At 60.3% G+C, this 24572-nt stretch carries 26 protein-coding genes and 1 tRNA gene; 13 read left to right on the top strand and 14 right to left on the bottom strand.

Annotated features, from left to right (window positions below; translation table 11 throughout):
- Nucleotides 1-17 precede the first annotated feature (17 nt).
- From A0U93_RS06975 to A0U93_RS06960, 4 genes are all read left to right on the top strand, one after another.
- Nucleotides 18-599, top strand: coding sequence for an LOG family protein (locus tag A0U93_RS06975; RefSeq protein ID WP_077806696.1), 582 nt, complete (start codon nt 18-20; stop codon nt 597-599).
- A 56-nt stretch (nt 600-655) separates the two neighbouring features.
- Nucleotides 656-732 (top strand) — tRNA-Pro (locus A0U93_RS06970).
- A gap of 836 nt (nt 733-1568) precedes the next feature.
- Nucleotides 1569-3467, top strand: coding sequence for a Hint domain-containing protein (locus tag A0U93_RS06965; RefSeq protein ID WP_147150768.1), 1899 nt, complete (start codon nt 1569-1571; stop codon nt 3465-3467).
- Nucleotides 3468-4405: 938 nt separating this feature from the next.
- Nucleotides 4406-4729: a hypothetical protein gene (locus A0U93_RS06960; protein ID WP_077806694.1), complete on the top strand. Its 324-nt coding sequence runs from the start codon at nt 4406-4408 to the stop codon at nt 4727-4729.
- 18 nt (nt 4730-4747) lie between these two features.
- On the opposite strand, the gene A0U93_RS16930 is transcribed toward A0U93_RS06960, so the two are convergent.
- From A0U93_RS16930 to A0U93_RS06935, 6 genes are all read right to left on the bottom strand, one after another.
- Entirely contained in the window at nt 4748-4873 is a 126-nt protein-coding gene (locus A0U93_RS16930; protein WP_264960657.1) for a hypothetical protein, read from the bottom strand.
- A gap of 31 nt (nt 4874-4904) precedes the next feature.
- Nucleotides 4905-5102, bottom strand: a complete 198-nt coding sequence (locus tag A0U93_RS06955) for a hypothetical protein (protein ID WP_077806693.1) — start codon at nt 5100-5102, stop codon at nt 4905-4907.
- Nucleotides 5103-5237: 135 nt separating this feature from the next.
- A complete protein-coding gene (locus A0U93_RS06950; protein ID WP_077806692.1) occupies nt 5238-5423 on the bottom strand; it encodes a hypothetical protein in 186 nt (61 codons plus the stop codon).
- Complete coding sequence (locus A0U93_RS06945) at nt 5420-6055, bottom strand: SOS response-associated peptidase (RefSeq protein WP_077806691.1); 636 nt, start codon at nt 6053-6055, stop codon at nt 5420-5422. Before A0U93_RS06945 ends, A0U93_RS06950 begins: the two co-directional genes overlap by 4 nt.
- Nucleotides 6056-6114: 59 nt before the next feature.
- Nucleotides 6115-6831, bottom strand: coding sequence for a hypothetical protein (locus A0U93_RS06940; RefSeq protein ID WP_077806690.1), 717 nt, complete (start codon nt 6829-6831; stop codon nt 6115-6117).
- Nucleotides 6828-7574, bottom strand: a complete 747-nt coding sequence (locus A0U93_RS06935) for a C1 family peptidase (protein WP_077806689.1) — start codon at nt 7572-7574, stop codon at nt 6828-6830. Before A0U93_RS06935 ends, A0U93_RS06940 begins: the two co-directional genes overlap by 4 nt.
- A gap of 92 nt (nt 7575-7666) precedes the next feature.
- On the opposite strand from A0U93_RS06935, the gene A0U93_RS16155 reads away from it, so the two are divergent.
- Nucleotides 7667-7870, top strand: coding sequence for a hypothetical protein (locus tag A0U93_RS16155; protein WP_149026867.1), 204 nt, complete (start codon nt 7667-7669; stop codon nt 7868-7870).
- Nucleotides 7871-7882: 12 nt separating this feature from the next.
- On the opposite strand, the gene A0U93_RS06930 is transcribed toward A0U93_RS16155, so the two are convergent.
- Nucleotides 7883-8176, bottom strand: a complete 294-nt coding sequence (locus tag A0U93_RS06930; RefSeq protein WP_077806688.1) for a hypothetical protein — start codon at nt 8174-8176, stop codon at nt 7883-7885.
- 233 nt (nt 8177-8409) lie between these two features.
- Here A0U93_RS06930 and A0U93_RS06925 point away from each other — a divergent pair, with 233 nt between their 5' ends.
- Nucleotides 8410-8778: a hypothetical protein gene (locus tag A0U93_RS06925; protein WP_077806687.1), complete on the top strand. Its 369-nt coding sequence runs from the start codon at nt 8410-8412 to the stop codon at nt 8776-8778.
- 21 nt (nt 8779-8799) lie between these two features.
- On the opposite strand, the gene hemH is transcribed toward A0U93_RS06925, so the two are convergent.
- The 5 genes from hemH to A0U93_RS06905 all read right to left on the bottom strand — a co-directional run bounded on the left by hemH (nt 8800) and on the right by A0U93_RS06905 (nt 13065).
- Entirely contained in the window at nt 8800-9825 is a 1026-nt protein-coding gene (gene hemH, locus A0U93_RS06920; RefSeq protein ID WP_077806686.1) for a ferrochelatase, read from the bottom strand.
- Nucleotides 9826-9864: 39 nt separating this feature from the next.
- Nucleotides 9865-9987 (bottom strand): hypothetical protein, encoded by a 123-nt coding sequence (locus tag A0U93_RS16925; RefSeq protein WP_264960658.1) that lies wholly within the window; start codon nt 9985-9987, stop codon nt 9865-9867.
- 119 nt (nt 9988-10106) lie between these two features.
- Complete coding sequence (locus A0U93_RS06915; protein ID WP_077806685.1) at nt 10107-11135, bottom strand: aspartate-semialdehyde dehydrogenase; 1029 nt, start codon at nt 11133-11135, stop codon at nt 10107-10109.
- Between the two features lie 25 nt (nt 11136-11160).
- Nucleotides 11161-11796, bottom strand: a complete 636-nt coding sequence (locus A0U93_RS06910; protein ID WP_077806684.1) for a 2OG-Fe(II) oxygenase family protein — start codon at nt 11794-11796, stop codon at nt 11161-11163.
- A gap of 33 nt (nt 11797-11829) precedes the next feature.
- Nucleotides 11830-13065, bottom strand: a complete 1236-nt coding sequence (locus tag A0U93_RS06905) for a multidrug effflux MFS transporter (RefSeq protein WP_147150764.1) — start codon at nt 13063-13065, stop codon at nt 11830-11832.
- Nucleotides 13066-13257: 192 nt separating this feature from the next.
- On the opposite strand from A0U93_RS06905, the gene A0U93_RS06900 reads away from it, so the two are divergent.
- The gene (locus tag A0U93_RS06900; RefSeq protein ID WP_077808398.1) at nt 13258-15006 is read left to right on the top strand and encodes a hypothetical protein; all 1749 of its coding nucleotides are present in this window, start codon (nt 13258-13260) and stop codon (nt 15004-15006) included.
- 75 nt (nt 15007-15081) lie between these two features.
- On the opposite strand, the gene A0U93_RS06895 is transcribed toward A0U93_RS06900, so the two are convergent.
- Complete coding sequence (locus A0U93_RS06895; protein ID WP_077806683.1) at nt 15082-17064, bottom strand: PAS domain-containing sensor histidine kinase; 1983 nt, start codon at nt 17062-17064, stop codon at nt 15082-15084.
- 210 nt (nt 17065-17274) lie between these two features.
- Between A0U93_RS06895 and A0U93_RS06890 the strand changes: the two genes are divergently transcribed.
- Nucleotides 17275-18597 (top strand): UDP-glucose dehydrogenase family protein, encoded by a 1323-nt coding sequence (locus A0U93_RS06890; RefSeq protein WP_174807221.1) that lies wholly within the window; start codon nt 17275-17277, stop codon nt 18595-18597.
- A 78-nt stretch (nt 18598-18675) separates the two neighbouring features.
- Nucleotides 18676-19542: a sugar phosphate isomerase/epimerase family protein gene (locus tag A0U93_RS06885; protein WP_077806682.1), complete on the top strand. Its 867-nt coding sequence runs from the start codon at nt 18676-18678 to the stop codon at nt 19540-19542.
- Nucleotides 19543-19681: 139 nt separating this feature from the next.
- On the opposite strand, the gene pspF is transcribed toward A0U93_RS06885, so the two are convergent.
- Nucleotides 19682-20761: a phage shock protein operon transcriptional activator gene (pspF, locus tag A0U93_RS06880; protein WP_077806681.1), complete on the bottom strand. Its 1080-nt coding sequence runs from the start codon at nt 20759-20761 to the stop codon at nt 19682-19684.
- Nucleotides 20762-20882: 121 nt separating this feature from the next.
- On the opposite strand from pspF, the gene pspA reads away from it, so the two are divergent.
- The 4 genes from pspA to A0U93_RS06860 all read left to right on the top strand — a co-directional run bounded on the left by pspA (nt 20883) and on the right by A0U93_RS06860 (nt 24531).
- On the top strand, nt 20883-21593 hold the full coding sequence (gene pspA, locus A0U93_RS06875) for a phage shock protein PspA (protein ID WP_077806680.1): 711 nt from the start codon (nt 20883-20885) through the stop codon (nt 21591-21593).
- A 64-nt stretch (nt 21594-21657) separates the two neighbouring features.
- A complete protein-coding gene (gene pspB / locus A0U93_RS06870; RefSeq protein ID WP_077806679.1) occupies nt 21658-21900 on the top strand; it encodes an envelope stress response membrane protein PspB in 243 nt (80 codons plus the stop codon).
- A complete protein-coding gene (locus tag A0U93_RS06865) occupies nt 21860-23194 on the top strand; it encodes a hypothetical protein (protein ID WP_077806678.1) in 1335 nt (444 codons plus the stop codon). The genes pspB and A0U93_RS06865 overlap by 41 nt, the downstream gene beginning before the upstream one ends.
- The gene (locus A0U93_RS06860) at nt 23191-24531 is read left to right on the top strand and encodes a hypothetical protein (RefSeq protein WP_077806677.1); all 1341 of its coding nucleotides are present in this window, start codon (nt 23191-23193) and stop codon (nt 24529-24531) included. The genes A0U93_RS06865 and A0U93_RS06860 overlap by 4 nt, the downstream gene beginning before the upstream one ends.
- The last annotated feature ends 41 nt before the right edge of the window (nt 24532-24572 follow it).

Below are 24572 nucleotides of genomic sequence, written 5' to 3'. Positions count from 1 at the left end.
GTGAGGAGAAAGAGCCGATGACCATCGCCGCTGCCGCCGTTTTCTGCGGTTCGCGCCACGGTAACGCACCGTTCTATGCGCAGGCCGCGCGTGACATGGGTGCCGGGCTGGCGCGTGCGGGCATTCGCCTGATCTATGGCGGCGGCGCCGTGGGGCTGATGGGCGAAGTCGCGGGCGCGGCACTGGCGGCCGGCGGTGCGGTAAGCGGGGTCATTCCCGATTTTCTACATACGCGGGAGGTCATGCATCATGGCGTCACGGATCTGGTCGTCACGACATCGATGCACGAGCGTAAAGCACTGATGTTCGCGCGGGCGGAGGCGTTCCTGATCCTCCCGGGGGGGCTGGGCACGTTCGACGAGTTGATGGAGATCCTGACGTGGCGGCAGCTCTCACTGCATGACAAGCCGATCCTGATCGTCGATGTGGGTGGCTGGGCGCGGCATGTCGTCGGCGCGCTGGATGCGGCCATCGAGCAGGGTTTCGCCAGTCCCAGCGCGCGGGAGCTTTATGACGTGGTGCCGGATGTGCCGACCGCCCTGTCGCGCCTGAAGCATCTGCCGCCGTCGGAGCCTAATATCGAGACGGCACGATTTTAATCGTCTCAGGCTCTTGCGGACCCTGCCCGGGGCGGCTATAGCCCCATCCGTCGGTTCGGAGTGTAGCTCAGCCTGGTAGAGCACTGTGTTCGGGACGCAGGGGCCGGAGGTTCGAATCCTCTCACTCCGACCAGACTTTTCAATCACTTATCGTTAAGTGATAAAATGGTACGGCTGTTCAATTGAGCACAGGCCGTTCAAGCCCTTGATGGGAATTCCACTGCAATCTGCTACCTGATCGCACGATTTAACGCGTGCTCGTCATCCGGAGCGCATCTCAGTGATGGGCTGCTTCGGCGTGGTGGCTGAATGGGTTTAGCCCGGAGATATGAGGTGTCGTCAAAGACGTCACCGCCCCGCCCGGATAGACGTTTCATGCCGTGGGCTTCGGTACGCTTGCATAAACCCGATAGTCTCAATGGGTGGGACTCTCGGCCGTTCGACAACGGGACGATTCTTGAGGGGCTGATCGATAGCCTAAAGATAAACCTCGGAATTGGTCTGGCATTTGGACGAAATGTCTCATCGCTCCCACCTTGATACAATGGCACCGCTGTGGCCGGTCGCGTTAACCGCGCTAGGCCCATTGCGAGACACTCGATACCGAAGCAACGGTGCGTTTTAGCACGTTGGCCGACCGCAGTCGGAGTGTTCTGCTGGAATGTACTCAAAGCCATCCGAAAACTCTTTGGGCGTCTTGAACGAATCGAAATTGATTTGATCCGCGTTTTCATCTTTTCCTTGATAGGCATACCTCACGAAATCTCGAACTATTTCTCCGCTATAAGTTTGGAATCAGAAAATTCGAATCGGTTTGTATCGTTAAAAAACGTTATTACATAGTTAACTCCAAATAAAAAATAGTGAATATCTGATTAATTTAGAAAAATAAATCATTATAAAACAGGCACGTATAAATTTTCCGGTTCATAATAATGATTAAAAATATAGTTCGTATGAAAATATTCGTTGATTCAAAAGATGAAATTAATCCTAATCAAGAAGAAATTAATCTTGTTAGAGATTGGATATCAAATGAGCGGCGAAAGCTTTGTATCCACGACTCCAAGTGGCGCAATTTATAGTTTTACCTATTATCCTTCCGGCTTTCTTTCATCCGATTATTATGACCTAAACATAAAAAATACCGACGGGTCTAATACTTCCGTAAATAATATCGATACATCGAGCGTCATAAGTAATGGAGGCTCTTTCAGCCTGGGGGCATTGAATTTTGAGACTTATATTGTGCCGCCAGGCACAACGGCAAGTATCTCCAGTGCTGTCGGGCTTCTGAGTGCTCCAACTGTCTATGTTGGTGGGACGGTTTCCATCAATAGCGGACTTTTATCAGCAGCGACGGCACTTACTTTGAATGTCGCCGGTGGAACGGCCAATGCGGCAGCAGGTGGTAGTGCAATCAACGCTGCCAGTAGTTTGACCGTCAATTTGTCGGACGGGGGCACTTTCAGCGCCAGTAGCGGTTTGATCGGACTACTTGATGCCACAACCATCAACTTTGGCGTCGGGGGTGGAACATTCGTTGCCAATGCAGGCGGCAACCTGATTGACCTCAGTTCTTTGACAATTAATAATTATGATCCGGCAAAAGATGAAATAGAATTTCAGAATACATCATCTTCAATTGCGCATTACAATATATCAAGTCCCGGGTTGTTTTCGAGCGTTCAAACGATTACCGCATATGACGCCAATGGCAATGAAGTTGCGACTGTGGATGTCACGCCGGTAGCGCAACTGGCTGCTGGAGACTATACTACCGGTACGGGGCCTCTATCCTTCAGCAACAGCAATGGTAACCTATATATTGGCAAGTGCTTTCTCGTCGGGACACTGATCGAGACTGTCAAAGGCCAGAAGGCGGTCGAAAAGATCGAAGCCGGCGATCAGGTCATGGCCATTGGTGCAGATGGTCAGAAATTGCCTCGCGCCGTTATCTGGGTCGGTCAGCGTCACATCACTGTTCGCCCATGGTTGCCGGTTGCCGAGGCCGGTTATCCAGTGTGTGTTCTGAAAAACGCGTTAGGGCCGAATGTGCCTGATCGGGATTTGCACATCACGCCGGAACACTGTCTGTATATCAATGGCGGATTCACGCCTGTGCGGATGTTCGTCAATGGATCCAGTATTTTTTACGATACAACTGTCACACAATATACATGCCATCATGTAAAGACAGAGCGTCATTCGATCATTGTTGCGCAGAATACGCCTACGGAAACGTATCTGGATACAGGCAGTGACTTTGATGATGCCGGTGGAAACGTTGTGCGGCTGTTCTCGCGCCGTCAATCTTGGGAGACAGATGCCGCAGGGCCCCTTGTCGTTGATCGTGAAACGGTCGAGCCATTATATCGGGCATTTGAAGATCGTGCACGCAGCGCTGGGTTGCCGTCGCTACCTACCGCTGAAGTGACGAACAATGCCGCTCTGCACCTTGTCACACCATGCGGGCAAGTTGTGCTTCCACAACGCTTTCGCGACGGCGTTGCTTTGTTCTCGCTGCCATCCGGGATCGAGCATGTTCAGCTTGTGTCACGCACAGCGAAGCCATCTGATGCCGTCGGGCCGTTTGTCGATGACCGCCGGGAGCTTGGGGTCCTCGTTGGAAACGTGACGCTGTTTGATTCGGGGGCATCTTACAAGATAGCCAGCCATCTTCGTGACCCCATACTGTCTGGATGGCATGGCCTTGAGAGCGACCGCTGCCGGTGGACGACCGGGCACGCGCGCATTCAACTGCCGTCCAGACTGTCCGACGATATTGGCATGTTGGCCATCGAAGTTCTGGCAGCCGGTCCTTACCTGATAGACTCTGTTGCAACAGAATTTTCGATTGCCGTGTAGTATCTGGACTGCAATTTGGGCCGCGCTTACTTGCGTATGTCTTGTAATAAACGGCTCAAAAGGTATAAAATACTATGTAGATCTATAATAAAAACAATAAATGGTTTTGATGTGATGCGGAGCCGAATAGATTTGCAGCCGGGGCAGGTATGGCTACCGGATATAACGAAAATTGAAGCGAGAAAGATCGTCAAAACATCTTTGAGCGCTGTCTGTTATGCCAAGGAGAAGCAGCCGATAAACTCGGCGCCATATCGATGCACGCAACGTAGTTTTGCATTATGGATAAAAAAGGTGAACGCCTCGCTTACTGGCAGTGCAGCGGCGAAACGTTTTCCAGAGGCGGACGTGATGGTGCGGCGCTCATCGTTTAAAGACAATTGAACCAGGCATGACCGCCGCCCGATCTAAACGGGTGGCGGTTTTTTTATAGGTAATCGACCTAATTATTGCGCGAACTAAACACGCGTTGCCGGGGTGGCCGGATTAAGGCTTCTCACCGTGGAAAATCGCCGCTTGCCTTAACCACTCGAACATGGCGACCTCGAGACGCCATCTTTCTATGAAGGATATAGGGTCCTGGCGCAGACATGTTGAAAAGGGAAAGCGCCCTACGCGTGCAGGCGGCAAAGCGCCAAGGTTCGCGCCCTCTCGATCCGGTCGGGCTTTTCAACGTGTTGGATCGAAACGACCTCCAACGCAACGTTTGTGAGCACCGTGCTCTGTGTAAGCCTGCGGATCTCTTAATCTTTGATGATTGTGTTTACAGATGATGGTCGCTGCTTCATCGCCGTTGCTCAACGGGGCATGGTTGCATGAACCCGGCGATTGACCCCGTTGGGTTCATGGCGCAATACGGCATCTGAATTGGGGGAGATGACAGCGTGCGTCGGTGTTTTTATTGGGGAGCATTCCTGCTTCTGACAGCATGCGGCTCCATGTCGGAGAAGATGGCGACATACGTTCCGGAGGAGATCGCGCCGACCTACGTCGCCGACAGCCGTTATGCGGGGCTCTCGTGCCAGGCGCTGGCACAGACGGATCTGGCCGAAGGCATTCGTTTCAATCAGTCAGTGACGACCGCTCGGCGCGGAGTCGTCGCAAGCGGACTGACACCAACGCCGAAGGCCGGTTTCTCCGCGCTGATCTCGCCGAATGATCGCGCCACACTGGCGCTCGGCAAGGGAACGCTGGAAGCGCTGCATCGCGCTGAAGTTCGTCGTGGCTGTCCGTGGTCACCGTTGGAAGTGGTGACGTTCTGACGGGCTGCTGAATGCGGGTCAGACCGACATCATCAGGAGCCAGCCAATTCCGACGACACCGTAGACGATATGTTTCATCATGCCCTCCATCATTGTCGCAGGGAAAACTGCTGCGACAATGTGACGAGAATCGGTCACAGGCATGATGAAAGCGTGGTTCTTTGCGGACTGGGCCTCAGCCCAGATGCGTATTGGTGAAACCGAAGAAATACATGAAAATGACGATCGCCACGAAGGCGACGCACGGTATGCCGAGCAGCAGCCATCCGCTGCGGCGCGACGGCGCCTCGACTTCGCCCTGACGTGACTCCTGGGCGATTTCGTCTTCCGTAACCTGCGCAGTGACGTTCGACAAAAAATGATTATCGCTCATGGCGTTATCTTTCCCTGAAGCGCGCGGGGGCGGTGGTCGCCACGCTGTTCCTGTTACCAGTCGGCGCGCTGGTCGGCATAACCCTATCGAGGTTCATGCGGCAATGACATCGATATCTTCGACAGGTCTTGTGCCTTAGCCGCGTGTCAGATCGGCGAGGGCGTCTACCTTGTCGGCAATCGCCGAGATCATTTCGCGCGCATCGTGAGACAGGTCCTGCCTGTGTAGCGCCCCATCCAGATCGGCGCGCACTTCCGCAACCAGGTTGCGCAACTCCAGGCTTCGGCTGTCTTCATAGTCCTGATAATCGGCGTTTCTCATCCCTTGGTCCCTTTCGATGGTGTTGAGGCATCCGGCCTTGGCGCCATGGGTTCGTCAGCAAAAATCATCTTATGCGGTTTCGGCGCATGTAACAGCCTTGAAGCTTCGTCGCGTGACCCTGTAAGCCATGTTTCACGATCCTGTGGCGCAATGAGCACGGGCAGGCGACGGCCTGTGACGCGTGTGAGATCGTCGGCCGGTGCGGTGACGATGGCGAAACTGTGCAGGATATCGCCCTCATGTTCCCAGTTTTCCCAGATCGCGGCCAGACCCATGATCTGATTGTTCGGCAGGCTCAGCCAGCGCGGTGATCGGGCGCTTTCGTGAAAGCCCGTTGCGGGAATGATGCAGCGGCGCGCACGATAGGCCGCCCAGAACATGCCGCTGGTCGCCACGGTTTCGGCGCGGGCGTTGTAGGGGCGGCGGGACATGTCCTTTGCCCAGTGCGGTACAAGTCCCCAGAGCATGAGATCGAGCTGACGATGACCGGGACGGTTGCCTGCACGAATCACGGGCGCGGGCTGGCCGGGGGTGACGTTTCGGGATGGCAGCCAGACCGGGCTTTCGCCGGAAAGATGGAAAGTCGTGCGGAGAGATTGCGTATCCAGATCGCAGGCGAAACGTGACGTCATGTCTGAAATTTACCACTATGTTTCGCGAATGCCGACCTTATGCCGTTGCGGCCATGAAATTACCGTGACCCGTCCTGAGATCGCGGTTTATCCGGGGGTGGCTTCGGCAAGTTGATACCGGAAGACGGTGTCCGTTTCGGGATCGGTGGTTGAGCGCCCTGCCGAAGGGTTGCAAAGGGACCAACAGGCCCGGCCGGGCAATGCTGGAAGCTGAAGTCACTGATCGCCGCCCTGATTTTTGTCGCCAGCAGATCGCGATCGACCAGCATGGCAGAGCGTTCCCGCGCGACGACGGCGTCCTGTAGCCCGGCCTGAAGGCCGAACATCACCGCTTCATAGGCGAGGGCGCGCGACAGTTCCGCGTCCGGCAAGGCCGAGAGCGGCGTGAACGCCACGGGCAGGGACAGTTGCTGGCTTTTCGTCCGGCTGCCATCCCCGTTCACGGTGATGCTGGGCATCGTCAGGCCAGCCGTGGCCAGCGCGAAGTTGCCGGAGTGGGTGAAGCTACCGACCAACTGGATCGAGACGGGACCGGTGAGCACCGCGACAATCGGGTCGCTCCGGTTCTGCGCGCATTGCTGCGCGCGGATCATGTCGTTGAACAGGTTGGCTTGCGTGTCGGTCCATGTCGTGGGATGCGCGACGCCCACGACATGCGCATTGGCCAGATCGTTTTGAATGCCCGCGATCGCGGAGCTGATGCTCGGTGGCGAGTCGGTGCTGGCGCACGCTGTCAGGAGGATCGCGACGCCTGTCGCGGCGAGATGGCGTTTCATGATGCGCGCAGCTCCGCCAGAAGGGTGTCGATATCCTCGAACTGCGGCGAGCGGCTTCTGATGCCGAGCCAATTCTGGCGGCTGACCAGCCCATAAGCCTCATCGCAGTAGGTTTCGAACCAGTCCCAGGCCATCCGCAGGGACTGGCCCCAGCTGTTGAAAAACAGGAAGTCCGCGTCATAACCGTGCAGCCAGACGGCGTGACCGCCGATGATCGTCTGGTCGGCGTTCGGTGCGACGACCCAGTCACCACGCGTCTGCATAATGTAGTTCGGCACCTGCACGCCGATATACAGGCCGCCCAGTGCCGCGATGGCGCGTCGCACGCCGTCGCGTTCGTGTGGTTCGACGGTGCCGAATGCCGTGAGATAGTCGCGGATGGCGCCGGGCCGCTCGTATCCGACACGGCACCAGTGGTTCAGCACGTCGAGTTCGACCGCGCCGCGGTCGGTCGCGGGGGTATCGGGAACGTAGCCGCTTTCGGCGCTGTAATTGGCGATGACCTGCGGTGTGGTGAGCGTGACGGTCCCCTGGGCCGCACCGCTCCAGCAGCGGATCGCGCTGGCGACCGAGACCTGCGTGCAGCAGCCGAGCGTATCGTTGCCCCACATCGGCCAGGCGACATCGGGCGCCCAGTCGATCTTGTCGGGGATGGCGATCAGCCGTTCGGCCAGCACGGGCCCGAGGCGATAGGATCGGGGATCATGGCGCGCGGGCGCCTTGCCGAGTTTGCGTTCGGACATGGATTTGTTCCAGTCAAAGGTCAGGAAAATTCGGTGCGGTATGTCACCGTCGGCAATGCGAAAGCAGACCGGGGACAAGGCCTTGCGGCGCTATGTCCGGATCGGCAGTCTGTTCGGTGCGTTTGTTGTTGCAGGCGATGCTGAGCGGCCGCGCGGGCGGCTCATCAATGCCGCCTGACCGGGATGGCCAGCCGGTTAAAAGCACCTTCGCCGCGCCGAACGGCGGCGGTCATGGCGTTCGGTCAGGACGTGCCCGAGCGGCGTGGCATGCCGGCATGGGATTTGCGCACCGTTGAGGGCACGTCGTTTCAGCCCGGCTTATGCTTCGAGAGAACGGGCACGCCGGCATTGGCAACGGCGGACTTCGCCTGTTCGCTTTGGACACGCGGCACCATGATGCCGGTCTGTCCAACCTGGAGGCGATTGGCGGCCCAGCCGATGTTCATCGCCAGCAGCGAGACGATTCTGAACAGGGGAGCATAGCGGGATGTCGCATCGGGCGGTCGGACGAAGATCGTGACCACCTTGCAGGCAATGATGAGCAGCGCGGCATAAAGCTCGTAACGTGCCGGAATCCCGGCGAGAATCGTTGAAAGGTCCATGGGAAAACATCCATAAAAAAAGGCCGTCGCCCGGTGGGCGTCGGCCTGTCTGAAATTGAGAGTCTGAAAGGATCACGTCATGGAAGGACGGATATATGCCATTGGCATAATGCCAACTCTTTAGGACAGGACGCGCCTGAATTCAAGTACGATCATCTCTTGCAAACTTTGTAACAGAGCATCATCTTCCCATCGAACGCGCGGGGAAAGCGCGTTGATGAGGATCAAAGGTTATGAAGAACTCTTTCCGTCATGCCGTTTTCGCGGTTGGCTTCCTTGCCGCAGCGCCGCTGGTGTCGCCCGCAATGGCGGAGCCGGGCGGCTGCCTGAAATACGGCGCTGTTGGCGCTGTTGGCGGGCATATGGTGCATCACGGCGTTCTGGGCGCTGCCGGCGGCTGCGCCACGGGCATGGTCAAGCGCCACGAATATCGCAAGGGATTGCGGGAAAAGGCGGCGCTCTGGGACAAGGAGCATCCGACCGATCCTAACCAGAGCTGGCTGGAACGTCACCGCAACGCCAAGACCGACGAGCAGAAGGCGACCCTGTGGGATGCCGAGCATCCCGCCAATGGCGCAGCGCCTGCCGCTCCGCCGCAATAACGATTGTCACGCTGGGCGATGTCAGGTCGCCCAGCCTTTCATGGCCTGAACGGCCAGCGTTTCGATGACGTCGATGGCGTCCTTGCTGTCATTGAGGCAGGGGATGAGGGCAAACTCTTCTCCGCCTGCATTCATGAAAGCATGCCGGAGTTCGTTGCCGATCTCGTCCAGCGTTTCGATGCAATCCGCCATGAAGCCCGGCATGATGACGGCAATGCGCGTTATGCCCTGTGCCGGAAGGGCCTCGGCGAACGGGGCCGTATAGGGCTTCACCCATTCCGTGGGGCCAAAGCGCGACTGATAGGTGACAGGCATCTGCTCGTCCCGCAGGTCGAGCGCCTTGCGCAGGGCGACGATCGTGCGCTCGCAATCCTGAGGATAGTAATCCCCGGCTTCGACATACTGTTCCGGCAGGCCGTGGAACGAGGCGATGATCCGCTGCGGTCGGAAGGGCAAGTCGGCCAGGCGGTCCCGCACGCTGTTTTCCAGGGCCTTGATGTAGGCCGGATGGTCGGGAAAGGACGGGATGGTATGCACGGCCGGTTGGCGGCGCAGCTTCATCAGGGAACGGAAGAACTGGTCATTGGCCGTGGCGGTGGTCGTCGCGCTGTACTGCGGATAGAGTGGCAGGCAGATGATCCGGTCGCAGCCGCGATCCATCAGTTCATCGACCGCATCCGAGACGGACGGGCGGCCGTAGCGCATACCCCAGGCGACTGGCGTTTCCGTGCCGAGTCGTGTCTGAAGGGCTTCGGCCTGCGCGCGCGTATAGACGCGCAGAGGACTCGCGTTGTGGGTCTTGTCCCAGATACGGGCATAGGCTTCACCGCTGCGGAACGGTCGAACCGACAGGACGACACCTTGCAGGATCGGCTGCCAGATCAGGGGTGAGGCTTCGATAACCCGTCGGTCCGAGAGGAATTCCTTCAGGTACCGACGTACGGCCCGATAGCCGGTATCGTCCGGTGTGCCGAGATTGAGCAGAAGGATACCTGTCCGGCCCTCCTGCGGGACGGGTGTGCGCGGGGCGCGATGAAAAAAAGCCATGCGCGATCCTGCGCCAGAGCAGCGTCGGAGGAAAGAGCCTTAACGGCCCTGACGCCGATGCTTTGCAAGAACAGGAATGGGCCGTGGCACCGGCCGCGCGATTTGCGACGCGATCAGCGCCATGGCCAGGACTCCGAGGGATACCGCGTCGATGACAGTCATCACCAGCTCCGTTCAGTCCGCCACGTTAATGGGCGGACATGCGTGTCTGTTGTTAACTTGGCACAGACTGGCTCGGTTGCAACAGGCGAATCTTACCTGACGCAAAAGTAATCGTGTGGTCAGGCGTCTTTGCGGGGAATGAGGTCGAGCGCGATCAGCGCTTCGGCGATTTGCACGGCGTTCAGGGCCGCACCCTTGCGCAAATTGTCCGACACGCACCAGAACGCCAGGCCGTTCGGCACCGTGGGGTCGATCCGCAGGCGTGAGACGTAGGTTGCATCTTCGCCGACGCATTCGATCGGGGTCACGTAGCCGCCGTCCTCGCGTTCATCGCGCAGCACGACGCCTTCGGCTTCACGCAGGGCGGCTCGTGCCTTTGCGAGATCGACGGGGTCTTCGCACTCGATGGTGATCGCTTCCGAATGACCGATGAAGACCGGTACGCGGACGCATGTGGCGAAGACCTGGATATCGGGGTCCAGAATCTTGCGCGTCTCGACCGCCATCTTCCATTCTTCCTTGGTCGCGCCATCATCCATGAAGCGGTCGATATGCGGAATGACGTTGAACGCGATCTGCTTGGTGAACTGCGCGATCGTCGGCGGGTCGCCCACGAAGCTGCCCTTGGTCTGGGCGAACAATTCGTCCATGCCGTCCTTGCCTGCGCCGGAGACGGCCTGATAGGTGGAGACGACGACGCGCCTGATGGTGAAGAGATCGTGCAGCGGCTTCAGCGCCACGACCATCTGAGCGGTGGAGCAGTTCGGGTTGGCGACGATGTTGCGCTTCATCTTCTTCAACGCATCGGCATTCACTTCCGGCACGACCAGCGGAATGCCCGGCTCCAAGCGGAAATGCGACGTGTTGTCGATGACGATGCATCCGGCCTTCGCGGCACGCGGGGCATGCACGGCGGAGACGGCGCCGCCGGGAGAGAACAGGGCGATGTCCCAGCCGGTGAAATCGAATGTTTCCAGATTCTGGATCTTGAGGACTTTTTTCTCGCCGAAGGAAATTTCCTGCCCGACGGACCGGGCCGAGGCGAGTGCCGCGACCTCCGACACCGGAAAGTCACGTTCCGCCAGGATACGCAGCAATTCGCGGCCAACGGCCCCTGTCGCGCCCGCGACCGCAACGCGATAACCCATCAATCTTTCCCCGATATCTAGTCGTTCAGCCCGCCAGCGGCAGGCGTTTCAGCAGCGCCGACAGGCGATGGCGGCGCATTTCGTAACGCGCCTTGTTGCTCGTGGCCATGTAATTCAGCTGGATCGTATAGCGCGTGCCGACATATTGCCTGTGCCCGTGCCATGTGTCGGGGCCATTCGGGAAGACCAGAAGCGTGCCGTGCGACGGCGGAATCTCCACCGCGTAGTCCTCGATATCGTCAGGCCCACGCAGGAGGCGCAGGCAGCCTTCCTGCGCTGTCCATGCCGCGCTTTGCGGATTGAGATAAAGCAGGATCGTGACAAGCTTGGCGTCCGAATCACGGTGGATGCGCCCGTCCTTTTCCCGCGTGCGGCCGCGCAATGTGAGCATCGTCGGTGCATCGTCCAGATCGAGGCCGAACTTCGCGGCGATCAGCGATTTGAGACGCGGGCCCTGAAGCTGTGCGACCAGATCCGCCACGAGCGGCGACAGGTTGAGGCCCTCCGGCGGGTAGGACCCGCCCGATCGCATGTCCGGCATGGCCGCGACCAGTGCGGTCAGGTCGGCTTCGCTGACGAAGCCGGGGACGGCGACATGCGGGAAGGGGGACGGCGCGACCGGCGTGTCGGCAAGCGCGCCATAGTTCAGGGTGATGGCCATGGCTCGGATATTACTGCCGGGTTCGCGGACGTATCAAGTCGGCAAAACGTCGTGATCGGGATCGCGCCGGCGCCAGAAGTTGCATAGCCACATGCCGGCCACGCCCGCCAGCATGCCGATGGCCGTGGAACTGAGATGACTGGGCGGCAGGCAGGCCATCAGAATGCCGCTGCTGCCCCCGACGGCGAAATTGAGCGTGCCGAGCAACGCCGAGGCCGAGCCGGCCTGATGGGCGTGGTGCGTCAGGGAAAGAACGGTGGCGTTCGGGCCGATGAAGCCAAGCGAAAAAGTCGTCGCGATGATGAGGGCGCAAAGCAGCCATGGATTGTCGGGACCGGACAGGCCGGTGGCGCTGACGAGCAGGAGCAGCAGCCCGAAGGACAATGCCGACAGCATGCCGCCCTGCATGATCCTGATGAACGAATGGCGATGGGCGAGGCGGCTGTTGATCTGCGTCGCCAGAATGAAGCCGGCGGCGTTGATCCCGAAGAAGGTTGCGAACCCGCCGGGCGAGAACCCTAGCATATGTTCGAAGAGCAGCGGTGCATTGGCCAGATAGGCGAACATCACGAACGAACTGAAGCTGGCGATGAGTGCCGACGATATGAACACGCGCTCCCGGAACAGGAAGCTGTAACGCCGCAGGATTTCGACCGGTGGCAGGGCGCGCCGATACTGCGGCGGCAACGTGTCCGGCAGGATGACGAGGCAGGCGACGATCAGCAGCAGCGATGCGATGGCGCCACTCCAGAATATGAGCCGCCAGCTGCCGGCCAGAAGCAGCAGGCTTCCCAGTGTCGGCGCCAGGATGGGGCCGACACCGAAGACCAGCGTGAGCTGCGATGTCAGGCGAACGGCTTCGTGTCCGGTCGCGACATCGCGCACGATGGCGCGTGGCGCCGTGCTGCTGATGGCCCCGCCGAGGGCCGCGAGGAAGCGCAGCAGGCAGAACAGGGTGTAGTTGCTGGTCAGCGCCAGGCAGACCGAGGCAAGGGTGTAGACACCCAGACCGATCACCAGCGGATTGCGTCGCCCGAAACGGTCTGACAGCGGCCCGAGGCAGAACTGGCCGACGGCCAGGCCGATAAACCAGCAAGCCAGAGTCATCTGTGCCGAACCGGGGCCGTGACCGAGATCGCGCTCCAGCTGGGGGAAGGCCGGCAGATACATGTCGGTGGAGATTGGACCGATCGTGCTGACGAGGCCGAGCAGGACGATCTGTCCGCCGGTCAGGCGTCTCGGTGGGGAAACCTGTTGCGAAAAAGACACGAATTCAAAAATCCGGTTGAGAGAGGACGGGTGCTTGCCCGTCAGGCCACGCTGAAAATCGCGGACGTGCAAGGGAAGGGCGGGGGTGTCATGGAACTGTCATATCGCCGTCATCAAAGCTTCGCACCGCCAAATTAAAAATCTTTGTAGGGAGCCGTCGAACGTAACCGCTTGAAGGCGAATCATACGGCCATGTCCTTTTCTTTCCGCGTGAAGTCGAGCGTGCTGCTGGCAACGACGACGCTAGCTTCTCTTGCTTATTCGGCCCCGGCGAAAGCCGACGACTTGGCTGTGATGGAGCATCAAATCAAGGCGATGCAGGCGCAGCTCGCCGTCATGCGTAAGGAACACGATCGTGAAATCAAGCGAATCCATGATCAGCTAGCGCAGCAGCGAATAACTGAAGAGCGCGACCCATATTCTGCGCGCAATGCGTATCGTACTAATGGATCGGTTGCGACACCGTCTATGTTGCCACCTAACAATCCAGGTATGGCGACAGCGTGGGGCGGTTATAACAATAGCAACGTATTGCTGCCTGCTTCGAGTGCGAACACGCCATACGGTCGTCTTACGGGGACGCCGCAGGGGCATGTCGAGAGTCTTTACGGTCCCTTGCATCGTGGTCAAATTCAGATTGGCGGCGTTCGCATTACATTGGGCGGTTACTTGGAGGCTGCGAGTATTTTTCGTAGCCGGAACAACGTATCGGACATTTCGTCAAACTTCGGGTCAATTCCTTTTGCGAACAGTCCGAACTATCACATGAATGAGTTTCACGAATCCGAGCGTCAAAGCCGTTTGGCGGCGCTGGTGGAAGGTGACATTACCAATACGCTGCGGGCACAAGGGTATATCGAAACCGATTTCCAAGGTTCGGGATCGTCGTCTAATTCGCGTCAATCGAATAGTTATGTTTTGCGTGCACGTGTTTTCTATGGTCAGTTGATCGATGATACAGACGATCTGACCCTGTTGGGTGGCCAATCGTGGTCGCTTGTCACCATGTTCAATCATGGCATGGCGGCACGTGACGAACAGGTGCCACTGGTTGTCGATGCCCAGTACGTCCCAGGCTTCAACTGGACGCGTAATAGCCAGGTTCGTATCGTGAAGGGCTTTGATCACGGCCATTATCATGTCGGTCTGTCGGTAGAGAACCCGCAGCAGGTTATCGCGCCAGGATCTGGTGGTGCCTACGTGCCACCGGGTGCGAAAAGCGACACATATCAAAATGCAGGCGTTAACGTTTATAATCCGTCCACCAATTATTCGACTGATGTTGCGCCCGATATTGTTGCGAAGTTTGCGGCTGATCCGGGTTGGGGACACTATGAACTGACCGGTTTATTAAGATTCCCGCACAGCCGCGTCTCGTATGAGGGATTCGGTAAAAGCAAGACTTCAGTGGCTGGCGGCGGCGGCGGCGGCATGGTCCTTCCGCTCATTAACAAAAAGCTCTATTTCCAAGCTTCCGGTCTCGTAGGGACGGGTATCGGTCGCTATGGCACGTCAAATATCCCTGACGTTACGATCGGCAAGGACGGGCAGGTTAAGCCGATGCCGGCAGCTAATGCTTTGGTCGGCGTATATGGTAATCCGACGAAAGCGCTACAGCTTTACGCTTATGGTGGCATCGAAATGCTGCGCTCCCGTTCTTACTTCAATGCCGGGAGTAAAGCGTACGGTTATGGTAATCCGCTTTACAATGTGGGTGGCTGTGACATCGAAAGCGCGACAGCATGCCAAAGCAGCCTGAACAAGGTTGTACAGGGAACGGCCGGTTTTTGGTGGACTTATCTCCATGGAGATTACGGCACCGTCAAAGTCGGCGCACAATACTCTTATACATACCTGACGTCGTTCAGTGGTGCGGGTGGTTCGCCACATACGGATGATAACATGGTGTTCTTTTCGCTCCGTTACCTGCCGTTTCAATAATGCCGGCTGCGTCGTTACATCTGATAAGTCATGTAACGACGCAGAAGACGCCAGCGGTGTGATATCAGCCAGTGTCTACGCCTTCATGGCGTGATCCAGCGGAACCCATAACTCGGCACAAACGCCGTCGGGTTCGAAATTCAGCCTCAGGCCACCTCCACCGCCCAGACCATTTTTCAGGACCCGTGAGCCGGTTCCCGTTTGCGCGGGTGGCGTAACTGGCGGGCCACCGCTTTCCTTCCAGCGCAGGTGGAGCGTTGGCGGAACGCTTGTTGCGTCGATATGCCAGACGACGCGCACCTGACCGCTGTCCTTCGACAGGCTGCCGAATTTCATGGCGTTGGTGGTCAGTTCATGAAGAACCATGGACAAGGCGGTGGTCGTGTTCGGTCCCAGCTGCACATCCGGCCCTTCCAGCAGGATACGTCGTGTGTCGAAGCCGAGCTTTCCCAGAACACGTTCCGCCAGCATGCACAGGTTGCTCGACTGCCAGTTCTTTTTCATCAGGATGTCGTGCGCGCTGCTGAGCGTGATAAGGCGGCTGCTGAACGTCTTGACGGCTTCGCGGTCCGCGACATCGCGCAGGCTCTGATGGGCGAGGGCCTGCACCAGCATCAGCGTGTTTTTCAGGCGGTGCGAGATTTCCTCATTGATCGTCTGTTGCTGCTCATGCGCCTTCAGGCCAGCCATTGCGATATCGAGACGATCTGCAATCGCGCGAACGAAGTTCATCTCCCGCTCGAGCCATTGGCGCGGATCGGGATTGTGGATGAAGAGTATGCCGCTCAATGCGCCATGTTCGATGAACGGAATGCTGATTCCGGCCCGCACGCCGTGGCGGCGATAGACGTCACGCTCGCCCTGTAGCCAGCTCACGCTGTCGACATCGTCGAACGTCAACATCGAGCCACCGCTCAGGAAGCGTATCGTGATGGGAAAATCGGCCTCGATGGCGCTCTCGCCAAAGGGTGGCATCGTGGGTGGATGCCAGCAGCGCTCGACCGTGAAATGTTTTTGGTCGGCATCGTATCGCGCATAGCCGACACGTCCGACACGCAATGTTTCGCCAAGGCCCTGCGTGACGATATCGGTGACGCTTTGGCGGTCGAAAGCGTCGCGCAGCCGGTCGCCGATCGTGATGAGGGCGTTCAGGCGATCGGCGGCCTCCCGCTCTTTCGTGATATCGTGGATCGTGCCGATCATGCGGCGCGGTCGGCCTTCATCGCCTTCGAAGCTGCCCCGGCGAACGAGCCAGCGCTCCGCCCCGTCATTCGCGCGGCGGATGCGATAGATGACTTGCAACGCCCCCTTGCCGGCACGCATTTCGCCCGCGCCCCATACAAGCGGGAGATCGTCGGGGACGACCAGCCGGACAAAGGCGTGCAGGGGATAGCGCGCGCGGATGGGCAGGCCGAAAAGGCGGCACATCTGCGGCGATACGCTCATGCGTTCCGTCTGCAAATCCAGTTCGAACGTGCCGATCCCGCCGGCGATTCCGGCATCCTGCTGCGTCTGGTAGTGCTGTAACAGGGCGCGATGCGCCCGCTCCGACGCGATGAGACGCCGGGCTTCATCCACTTCCCGCGAGGCCCGTTGCTTTTCCGCTTTCCGTACATCGAGCGCATGCCTGATCCGTCGTGCCAGTGCAGCAAGGCCCGCGGTTTCCTGTTCGGAAATGTCTGAAGGACGCGAGGCGGCATCGAAGACGCACAGAATATCCGGCCTGTTATCGTCAGAGCCGGGGAGGGGGCAGCCGGCACAGAACCTCGGGACATGACAGTCAGGCGTGGCGTCGTCGTGGTGGGCTGATGGATGTCGGGAAGGATCGTCGATGGCGTGCGGAGCATCGCACTTCGTCAGAAAAGCGTCGATCCATGCCCGTATTGGCGCGTCCTCGTGTGCCGATGTCGAATGGACGACGATGTGCGAGCGGTTTTGCGTGGAGAAGCGGAGGGCGGCGATCGGTGTCCGGCAGAGTGCCGCTGCGGCGATCAGATAATCATCGAGTTCGGAATCGACGTCAGGTTCAGTGGCGATGCGTGTCTGTCTCTTCTTCATGGCCGCCGAGCCGTTTCCGTCTTCAATAACTGCTCAATAGCAGTATTCCAGCCCGAATGCTTCGTGGAAAGTGTCGTCTTGTACTAACATCCTTATATGCCTGCTTTGGGACTGATCGGGCAATGTCCTTTATGGTTGCCGGACGTGTCGCTTCTCGCTTCGGCGCATTTGCGCTACGTCGTTCTTCCTGAAAAGAGGAGTGAGGAAAGCATGCGTATTGCGATGATCGGCGGCGGCTATGTCGGCCTGGTGTCCGGTGCATGTTTCGCGGAGTTCGGCACGGATGTCGCGATTGTCGAGACCGATGCGCAAAAGCTTTCCGCCCTGCGCGAAGGACGTATTCCCATCTACGAACCCGGCCTGGACGCGATCGTTGCCGGCAATGTCGGGGCAGGCCGCTTGAGTTTCGGCGACGATCTGAAAGCCGCGATCGACGGCGCGGATGCCGTTTTCATCGCGGTCGGCACGCCAACCCGCCGTGGCGACGGTCACGCCGACCTGACCTATGTTTATGAGGCGGCCCGCCAGATCGCACGCATGGCCGCGACAGGTCTTCTCGTGGTGACGAAATCCACCGTGCCTGTCGGCACCGGTCGCGAAGTGGCGCGCATCCTGGCAGAGGAACGTCCGGATCTGACGTTTTCCGTCGCCTCCAACCCCGAATTCCTGCGCGAAGGCAATGCGATCGGGGATTTCATGCGCCCGGACCGCGTGATTATCGGCATCGATCGTGACAATGGCGATGACGGCGCTCATGCCGAGCGCATCATGCGCGCGTTGTATCGCCCGCTCTACCTGATCGAGACGCCCATCGTGATGACCGGGCTGGAGACGGCGGAACTCGCCAAATACGCCTCCAACGCCTTCCTGGCGATGAAGGTGACATTCATCAACGAAATGGCCGATCTGTGCGAGAAGGTCGGTGCCGATGTGCACGATGTCGCACGTGGCATGGGGCTGGATCAGCGGATCGGCCGGCGCTTCCTGCATGCCGGGCCGGGTTACGGCGGGTCATGCTTTCCGAAGGACACGCGCGCCCTGACGGCGATCGCGCGGGATGCCGGCGTGCCGACGCGGCTGATCGAGGCGACGGTCGAAATCAACGAGGCACGAAAGCAGGCGATGGCCGAGCGCATCATCGCGCATGCGGGCGGGGTGCATGGCAAGACGATCGGCGTTCTGGGGCTGACCTTCAAGCCGGATACCGACGATATGCGCGAGGCGTCGTCCCTGCCGATCATTGCGCATCTGGCAGCCGAGGGCGCGAGCATCCGCGCGTTCGATCCGCAGGGCATGGCGGCTGCGCGGTCGTTGCTGCCGCGGGGCGTGGAATACTGCGACGATGCCCTTTCGGCGATCGATGGTGCGGATGTTCTTGTCGTGCTGACGGAGTGGAACGAATTTCGCGCCCTTGCGCCGGAGCGGCTCCGCGAGTTGATGCGCGGCACGACGATTGCCGATCTTCGCAATATCTGGAGCCCGGAGACGATGCGCGCGGCAGGTTTCGATTACCGGTCGATCGGGCGCCCCTGAAATGCCTGACATAGTTTTCACGTAACCATTCGGCGGCATGCGTTGTTCTCCCGCACATGATATCGAGGAGAACTTCCCATGAGCCAGTCTGATGCACCGACCGGGTTGCCGTTCCTGTTCGGCATGAACGAGTTCACGACGCAGCCCTGGCGCTTCGAGGAGGATGTGGCGCGCTATCCGGCATTGGGTGTCGAAGCGATCGAGGTTTGCGAGGCGAAACTCGATCCGGCGCGGCTCGATGCGCAGATGAAGAGCGTTATCGACAGCGGCATGCGCATCAGTGCCGTTCAGCCGAAAATCCGCACCTTCTTCGGCAGTCGCATGGCACCCGAACCGCACGAGACCGAAGCGCGGGTCGCGGCGCTGCGTGACAGTATCGGGAGGCTGGCACCCTATGCGCCGGGCACCGTATTCGTCGTCAACACCGGCGCATCACCGGAAGGCGACATGCGCCGGGTGATGGACGAGACCATCCGTCATCTGCGCGCCCTGTGTCCGTTCGCGGCCGAGCAGGGCGTATCGATCGCGCTCGAGCCTCTTAATCCGACATCGCTCAATATCGAGAGCGCGATCTGGACCGTCGGGCAGGCGATGGACATCGTCGATGGCGTCGGGCATTCCGCGATGGGGCTTTGCCTCGATCTCTGGAATGTCTGGCAGAATGCGGATCTCGAGGCGCAGATCCGGCGCGCCGGGCAGAAGATCACCGTGTTGCAGGTCAGCGACTGGCGGACGCCTCATTCCTTTACCGACCGGCTGGTGCCGGGGCAGGGCGATATCCCCTTGGGGCGACTACTGCGCACAACCTATGCCGCCGGATTTCGCGGCGCATGCACGGTGGAAATTTTCTCCAGCAACGTGCCTGACAGTCTTTACGATGGCGATCTGGCGCGCCTCATCCAGGATAGTCGAGTCGGGTTGCAGGCTGCCTGGACCAATCGGTAGGTCCGGACACTGCTGGATGGCGGGCATGGCCATTTCTTTTGGTGGATTTCGCCACTTTCAAGCTGCCTGAATACTGATTCGACGGGGAAAACGGGTTTGGCATGCTTCCTGCATAGATTGGGTCATGCCGCTTGTTCGTTCATTCCGCGCGTTTGGCGCGCCCCAGAGACTGTCTCGCTTCCTTGTCGGCCAGACCGTGCAGACGAAGGTGATGCCGGAACTGATAGTATGTCAGCCCCAACGCTTCGGCGGCGCGGCGCTGGCTGAACTGGGCGGCGACAAGGGCCTGTTCCAGCAGACGCCGTTCGTAGGCCCGGATTTTGGTGGTGAAATCGCTCGTCGGCGCCGGCATGTCGCTGCCGGACGGCTCGGCGGGTTCGGAAATCGCCGGGGGCGCGGCAATGATGCTGCTGGCGGGCAGCGGCATGACAGTGGCCGCGAAGGGGTTGATGACGATCTCTTCCAGCGGCCGGTCATGGCGTTCCATGCGGTAGACGCTGCGTTCGACGGCATTGCGCAATTCGCGCACATTGCCCGGCCAGTCATGGCTGTGCAGGGTGGCGTGGGCGGATGGGGCGAAGCCCGCGAAAACGCGGCGTCCCAGGCTGGCCGTCATCCGCGTGGCGAAATGCATGGCCAGGATGTCGATATCCTCCGGCCGGGCGCGCAGGGGCGGGATATTGACGACATCGAAGGCCAGCCGGTCCAGCAGGTCGGCGCGGAAGGTGCCGGCGCGGGCCATGGCGGGCAGGTCGGCGTTCGTCGCGCCGATGATGCGGACATCGACATGGATCGGCTCGTTGCCACCGACACGTTCGAAGCTGCCGTATTCGATCACCCGGAGAAGTTTTTCCTGCACGGACTGGGAGGCCGTGGCGATCTCATCCAGAAACAGCGTGCCGCCATCCGCGCGTTCGAACCGCGACAGGCGGCGGCGTTGCGCGCCGGTGAAGGCGCCTGCCTCATGACCGAACAGCTCGCTGTCCAGCAGGGTTTCCGGCAGGGCGGCGCAGTTCAGCTTGACCAGCGGCCTGTCCCAGCGCGGCGACAGCAGGGCCAGCCGGGCGGCGACGAGTTCCTTGCCGGTCCCGCGTTCGCCGATCACCAGGGCCGGGCGGTCGAGCGGTGCCAGACGCGAGACATGGTCCAGCATGGCCGTAAAAGCGGGCGACTGGCCGATCGGCGTCATGTTTTCATCGTTTTTGGCGGAGGGCGCCATTTTTCTGCCGGTCCCGTCAGATCGCAAAGGTTTCAGACCCGAACCAGTTCAGCCGCAATCGCCGCCGCTGACAAGACGGACCGTTTTCTGCTTATCTCCTCATCCTAAGGAAGGAACTACCATGGGCATCTTTTCCCGCCTCGCCGATATCGTGAACTCCAACCTCAACGCCATTCTCGCCGGGGCCGAGGATCCGGAGAAAATGATCCGGCTCGTCATTCAGGAAATGGAAGACACGCTGGTGGAAGTGCGCAGCCAGGCGGTGCGCATGATTGCCGAACGCAAGGCGCTGGAACGCCGCGCCCGCGACATGCTGCGTGAAGAAGACGAATGGCGCCGCAAGGCCGAACTGGCGTTGAGCCGCGACCGCGAGGATCTGGCCAAGGCGGCGTTGGCCGCGCGTGCCACGGTGGAGCAATCGCGCACGGCGCTGGAGCGGCAGATCGCGCAGGTCAGTGAAAGTCTGGACCAGCAGCATGAGGACATTTCCAAGCTGCAAGCCAAGCTGGCCGATGCCAAGTCGCGCGAGAAGTCCCTGACCCTGCGGCACAAGGCGGCGCAGAACCGGCTGCGCACGCGTGAGACGCTGTATGACGGTCGCATGGAGAACGCGCTGAACCGATTCGAGCAGGTCGAGCGCGCGCTGGACGAACTCGAGGGCAAGTCGGAAGTATACGACATGGGACGCGGCGGAATGCCCGGCCGCCGTCAGCCGACCCTGCATGAGGAACTTGCCAGCCTGGAGACCGATGCGGCGGTGGAGGACGAACTGGCGGCGCTCAAGCGGAAGCTGAGCGCGCGGAACACCAGTGGCCAAGCCGATGCGTCATGAGATAGGAACACAGCGGAAATGATGGCGGCGGTGGCCGAAAAAATGCGCGAGAAGAGCACGGGCGATGCATGACGATAGTATAATTGGCCTTGTGGCGATCATTCTGATTTTCGGCTTGCCTTTCTATATTGCAAAGCTGGTTGTCGAAGGGCGCAGGGAACGTCGCGCGCAGGCTCATGCGCCGGAGAACTGGGCTGTGCTCGATCAGGCGCAGGTTCAGGCACGTCGGCTTGAGGAAAGGATCGACCATCTGGAACGTATCCTTGATGAGGACGCGCCGGGCTGGCGTTCCCGGGCGGCACGGTGAGATTGTGATGTTGTTGCGAACCAAGGCATGGCTGGGTCTGCTCTGCTTCTCGGCGGCGATGCCCGTCGTCGCCCGCGCCGAGCGCCCTGCCGAGCATGGCGCCGAGCATGTGACGATGTCGGGCGAGGACCTCGAACTCAGCACGCCGTGCATCGGGCGCGTGCAGGTCAGTGTCGATCCTGCGATGTCGGACGGCGTGTCCTTCGATGCGTCGGCGGCAAGTGCCGCGCATGTGACCATCCGCACGAGCAAGGACCAGAACGAGAGCAAGGTGGTGATCGCCAGCAAGAGCTGCGCGCCGCATGCGCTGCTTTCCGTTCTCGTCGCGCCGAATATCGGCGTTTCCATTCATGACAGCCACGATACGCATTTCGTGATGACGGGTGCGGTCGGGTCGCTCGAAGCCAGTCTGGATTCCGGCATTCTGGATGCCGACAGCGTTGGATCGCTCGATCTGAACATGCGTGACGGCGCGCAGGTCCATGTTCGCACGCTGCATCGTGCGGGGCAGGTGGTGGCGGGCGGCACAAGTGTCATGACGGCCGATCATGCCGATCTGGATGCGTTTTCCGCACAACTGACGGATAGCAGTCATCTCGAGATCGCCGATGGCCGCATCGATGCGCTGACATTGATGGCCGATGGCGCGGCGACGATCGATATCGGGGGCACCGCGAACACGGCCACCGTGACGGCGAACGGCACGGGTCTGGTCGCAATTCCCCGCATGAATGGGCCGCTGACCCGCAATGGTACCGGACCCGTGCGGATCGGCCCGTCACCCCCACCGCTCGCGCCCCCTGCGAGTGCTGCGGCAGCGCCTCCAGCGGCATCTCCGTCGGGTTCAGCGGCGGGTTCCGGGATCAGGCCGCCGTCATCGTCGACGCCCCCCGCGCCGCCACAGACGGTTCAGGCGCCAGATCCCGCGCCCGTTGCGCCGCCGCCGACATCCGCTGCACCGGTCGATCGTCCTCCCGTCCCGCCGGTCACGGTGCAACAGCCCCCGCCCGTCGCGCCGGTAACCCTTCCGCCGACAGCGCCCGCACCGCCGCCGCCCGCAGGCGGGGAAAAGCAGGGTGCGTCCACGCCGCACCCCGTCCCCGTTCGTCCACGGCAGGATACGGCAGCAGTGTCCCCCCCGGCGGCGCCAGCCCCGGCGCCCCGCGACGTGCCGACACCGGGGCAGGAAGCAAAAGCGGCCAATGCCGGGACAGTACCTGTCCAGGCTCCTCAGCCCGCACCACCCGCGGCCCCGTCTGCGCCACCCGCCCGTCAAGGGAACGATCAACCATGAGCCGTCGCCTCGGAGTTCTGCTTGCCATCGGCGTCGTGTCGATGGGCCATGCCTATGCCGACGATCTGGCGACGGCATTCGTCGGGGCTCCGCATCGCCTCTACCTCAATGCACCTTGTCTTTCGGATTTACGGGTGACCATCGGTCCCACGTTGTCGGGCGTTGCCGCCGCGGAAAGTCTGCCGAGCGGGGTTTCCTTCGAGACGAGCGGCAACGACACGATTTTGCGCGGTGAAAGCTGCGACGGCGAGGCTACGTTGCAGGTCGCGCCGCAGACGGCGATCATCGTTCGCTCTGGCGATGGCGATGTCAGCATCTCCGGCATTGGTGGACCGATTGCGATCACGGCCGGAAGCGGCGACGTGCGCGTCGACCGGGCGTCGGCGCTGCTGGTGCGCAATTCGGGGCGCGGGGATATCAGCGTCGGTGCGCTGATCGGCCCCGGGGCGATCATTTCCACGGGCATTGGCGATGTGCAGATCGGCGCAGCCGCGTCGCCGAGCCTGAATATATTGACCTCCGGCACCGGCGATGTGCGCATCAACGGCGGATTCGTCGGCACGCTGGGGCTTCTGGATACAGGTGTGGCGGATGTCAGCCTGCATGGTGTCGTCGGGCAGGCCTATGTCGAGAACACCGGAACGGCGAGTGTCACGCTCGATCGGGTGACGGGCGAAATCCAGCGTCTCAACAGCGGGATCGGGTCGATCAACGCGCATCACCCGATCTACAGCAATGAGAAACAGACGGCATTCGCCGGGAATAACATTGCGCTGCCGGACGGGACGCGTATCGATCGCGATGGCATAATGATGCCGGATGGCACTGTTTTCAGAACCGACGGTTCGGTCGGTGGGCCCAATGCGAATTTCCTGACAGCCTATACCCGGACGTCCGGCAGCCGCATCGCGATACCGCCCATACCGCCAATTCCCCCCATACCCCCGATCCCCCCGATAAGCGTTTCGGTGAATACGGCCTCCTATCACCATGCGGCATCGGGATGGCTGCCGCACAAGGCGCTGGGTATCCTGCTGCTGGTCGCATTGTTCCTCGTCATGCGGCGTCGGGTGCTGCCGGCGTTGCAGCGCGCGGCGGAACGGCGGGACTTTCCGTTCAACGATCGTGCGCGCGAAATCCTTCGTCCTTTCGCGCGGCCCCCGGAGGGCGGTGCCGCCCGCAGCGGCGAAGCCGTGAGCGACGACCCGCGCGTGGCGCAGCTTCTGGCGCGGCTGCAGGCGATGGAGCCGCGGCTCGCCCGTATGGAAGGTTATGTCACCTCGCAGGATTTCCAGCTTCATCGACAGTTCCGCGAACTCGATCGGGAGCAGATTTAGGCATCCGTGCCTGACCGTGCGGTCCAATCGCTTTGACGCAT

Source organism: Neoasaia chiangmaiensis (genome assembly GCF_002005465.1).
GTDB lineage: Bacteria > Pseudomonadota > Alphaproteobacteria > Acetobacterales > Acetobacteraceae > Neoasaia > Neoasaia chiangmaiensis.
Note: the sequence above shows the minus strand (reverse complement) of the source record. Positions and strands in the feature narration are given on the sequence as shown.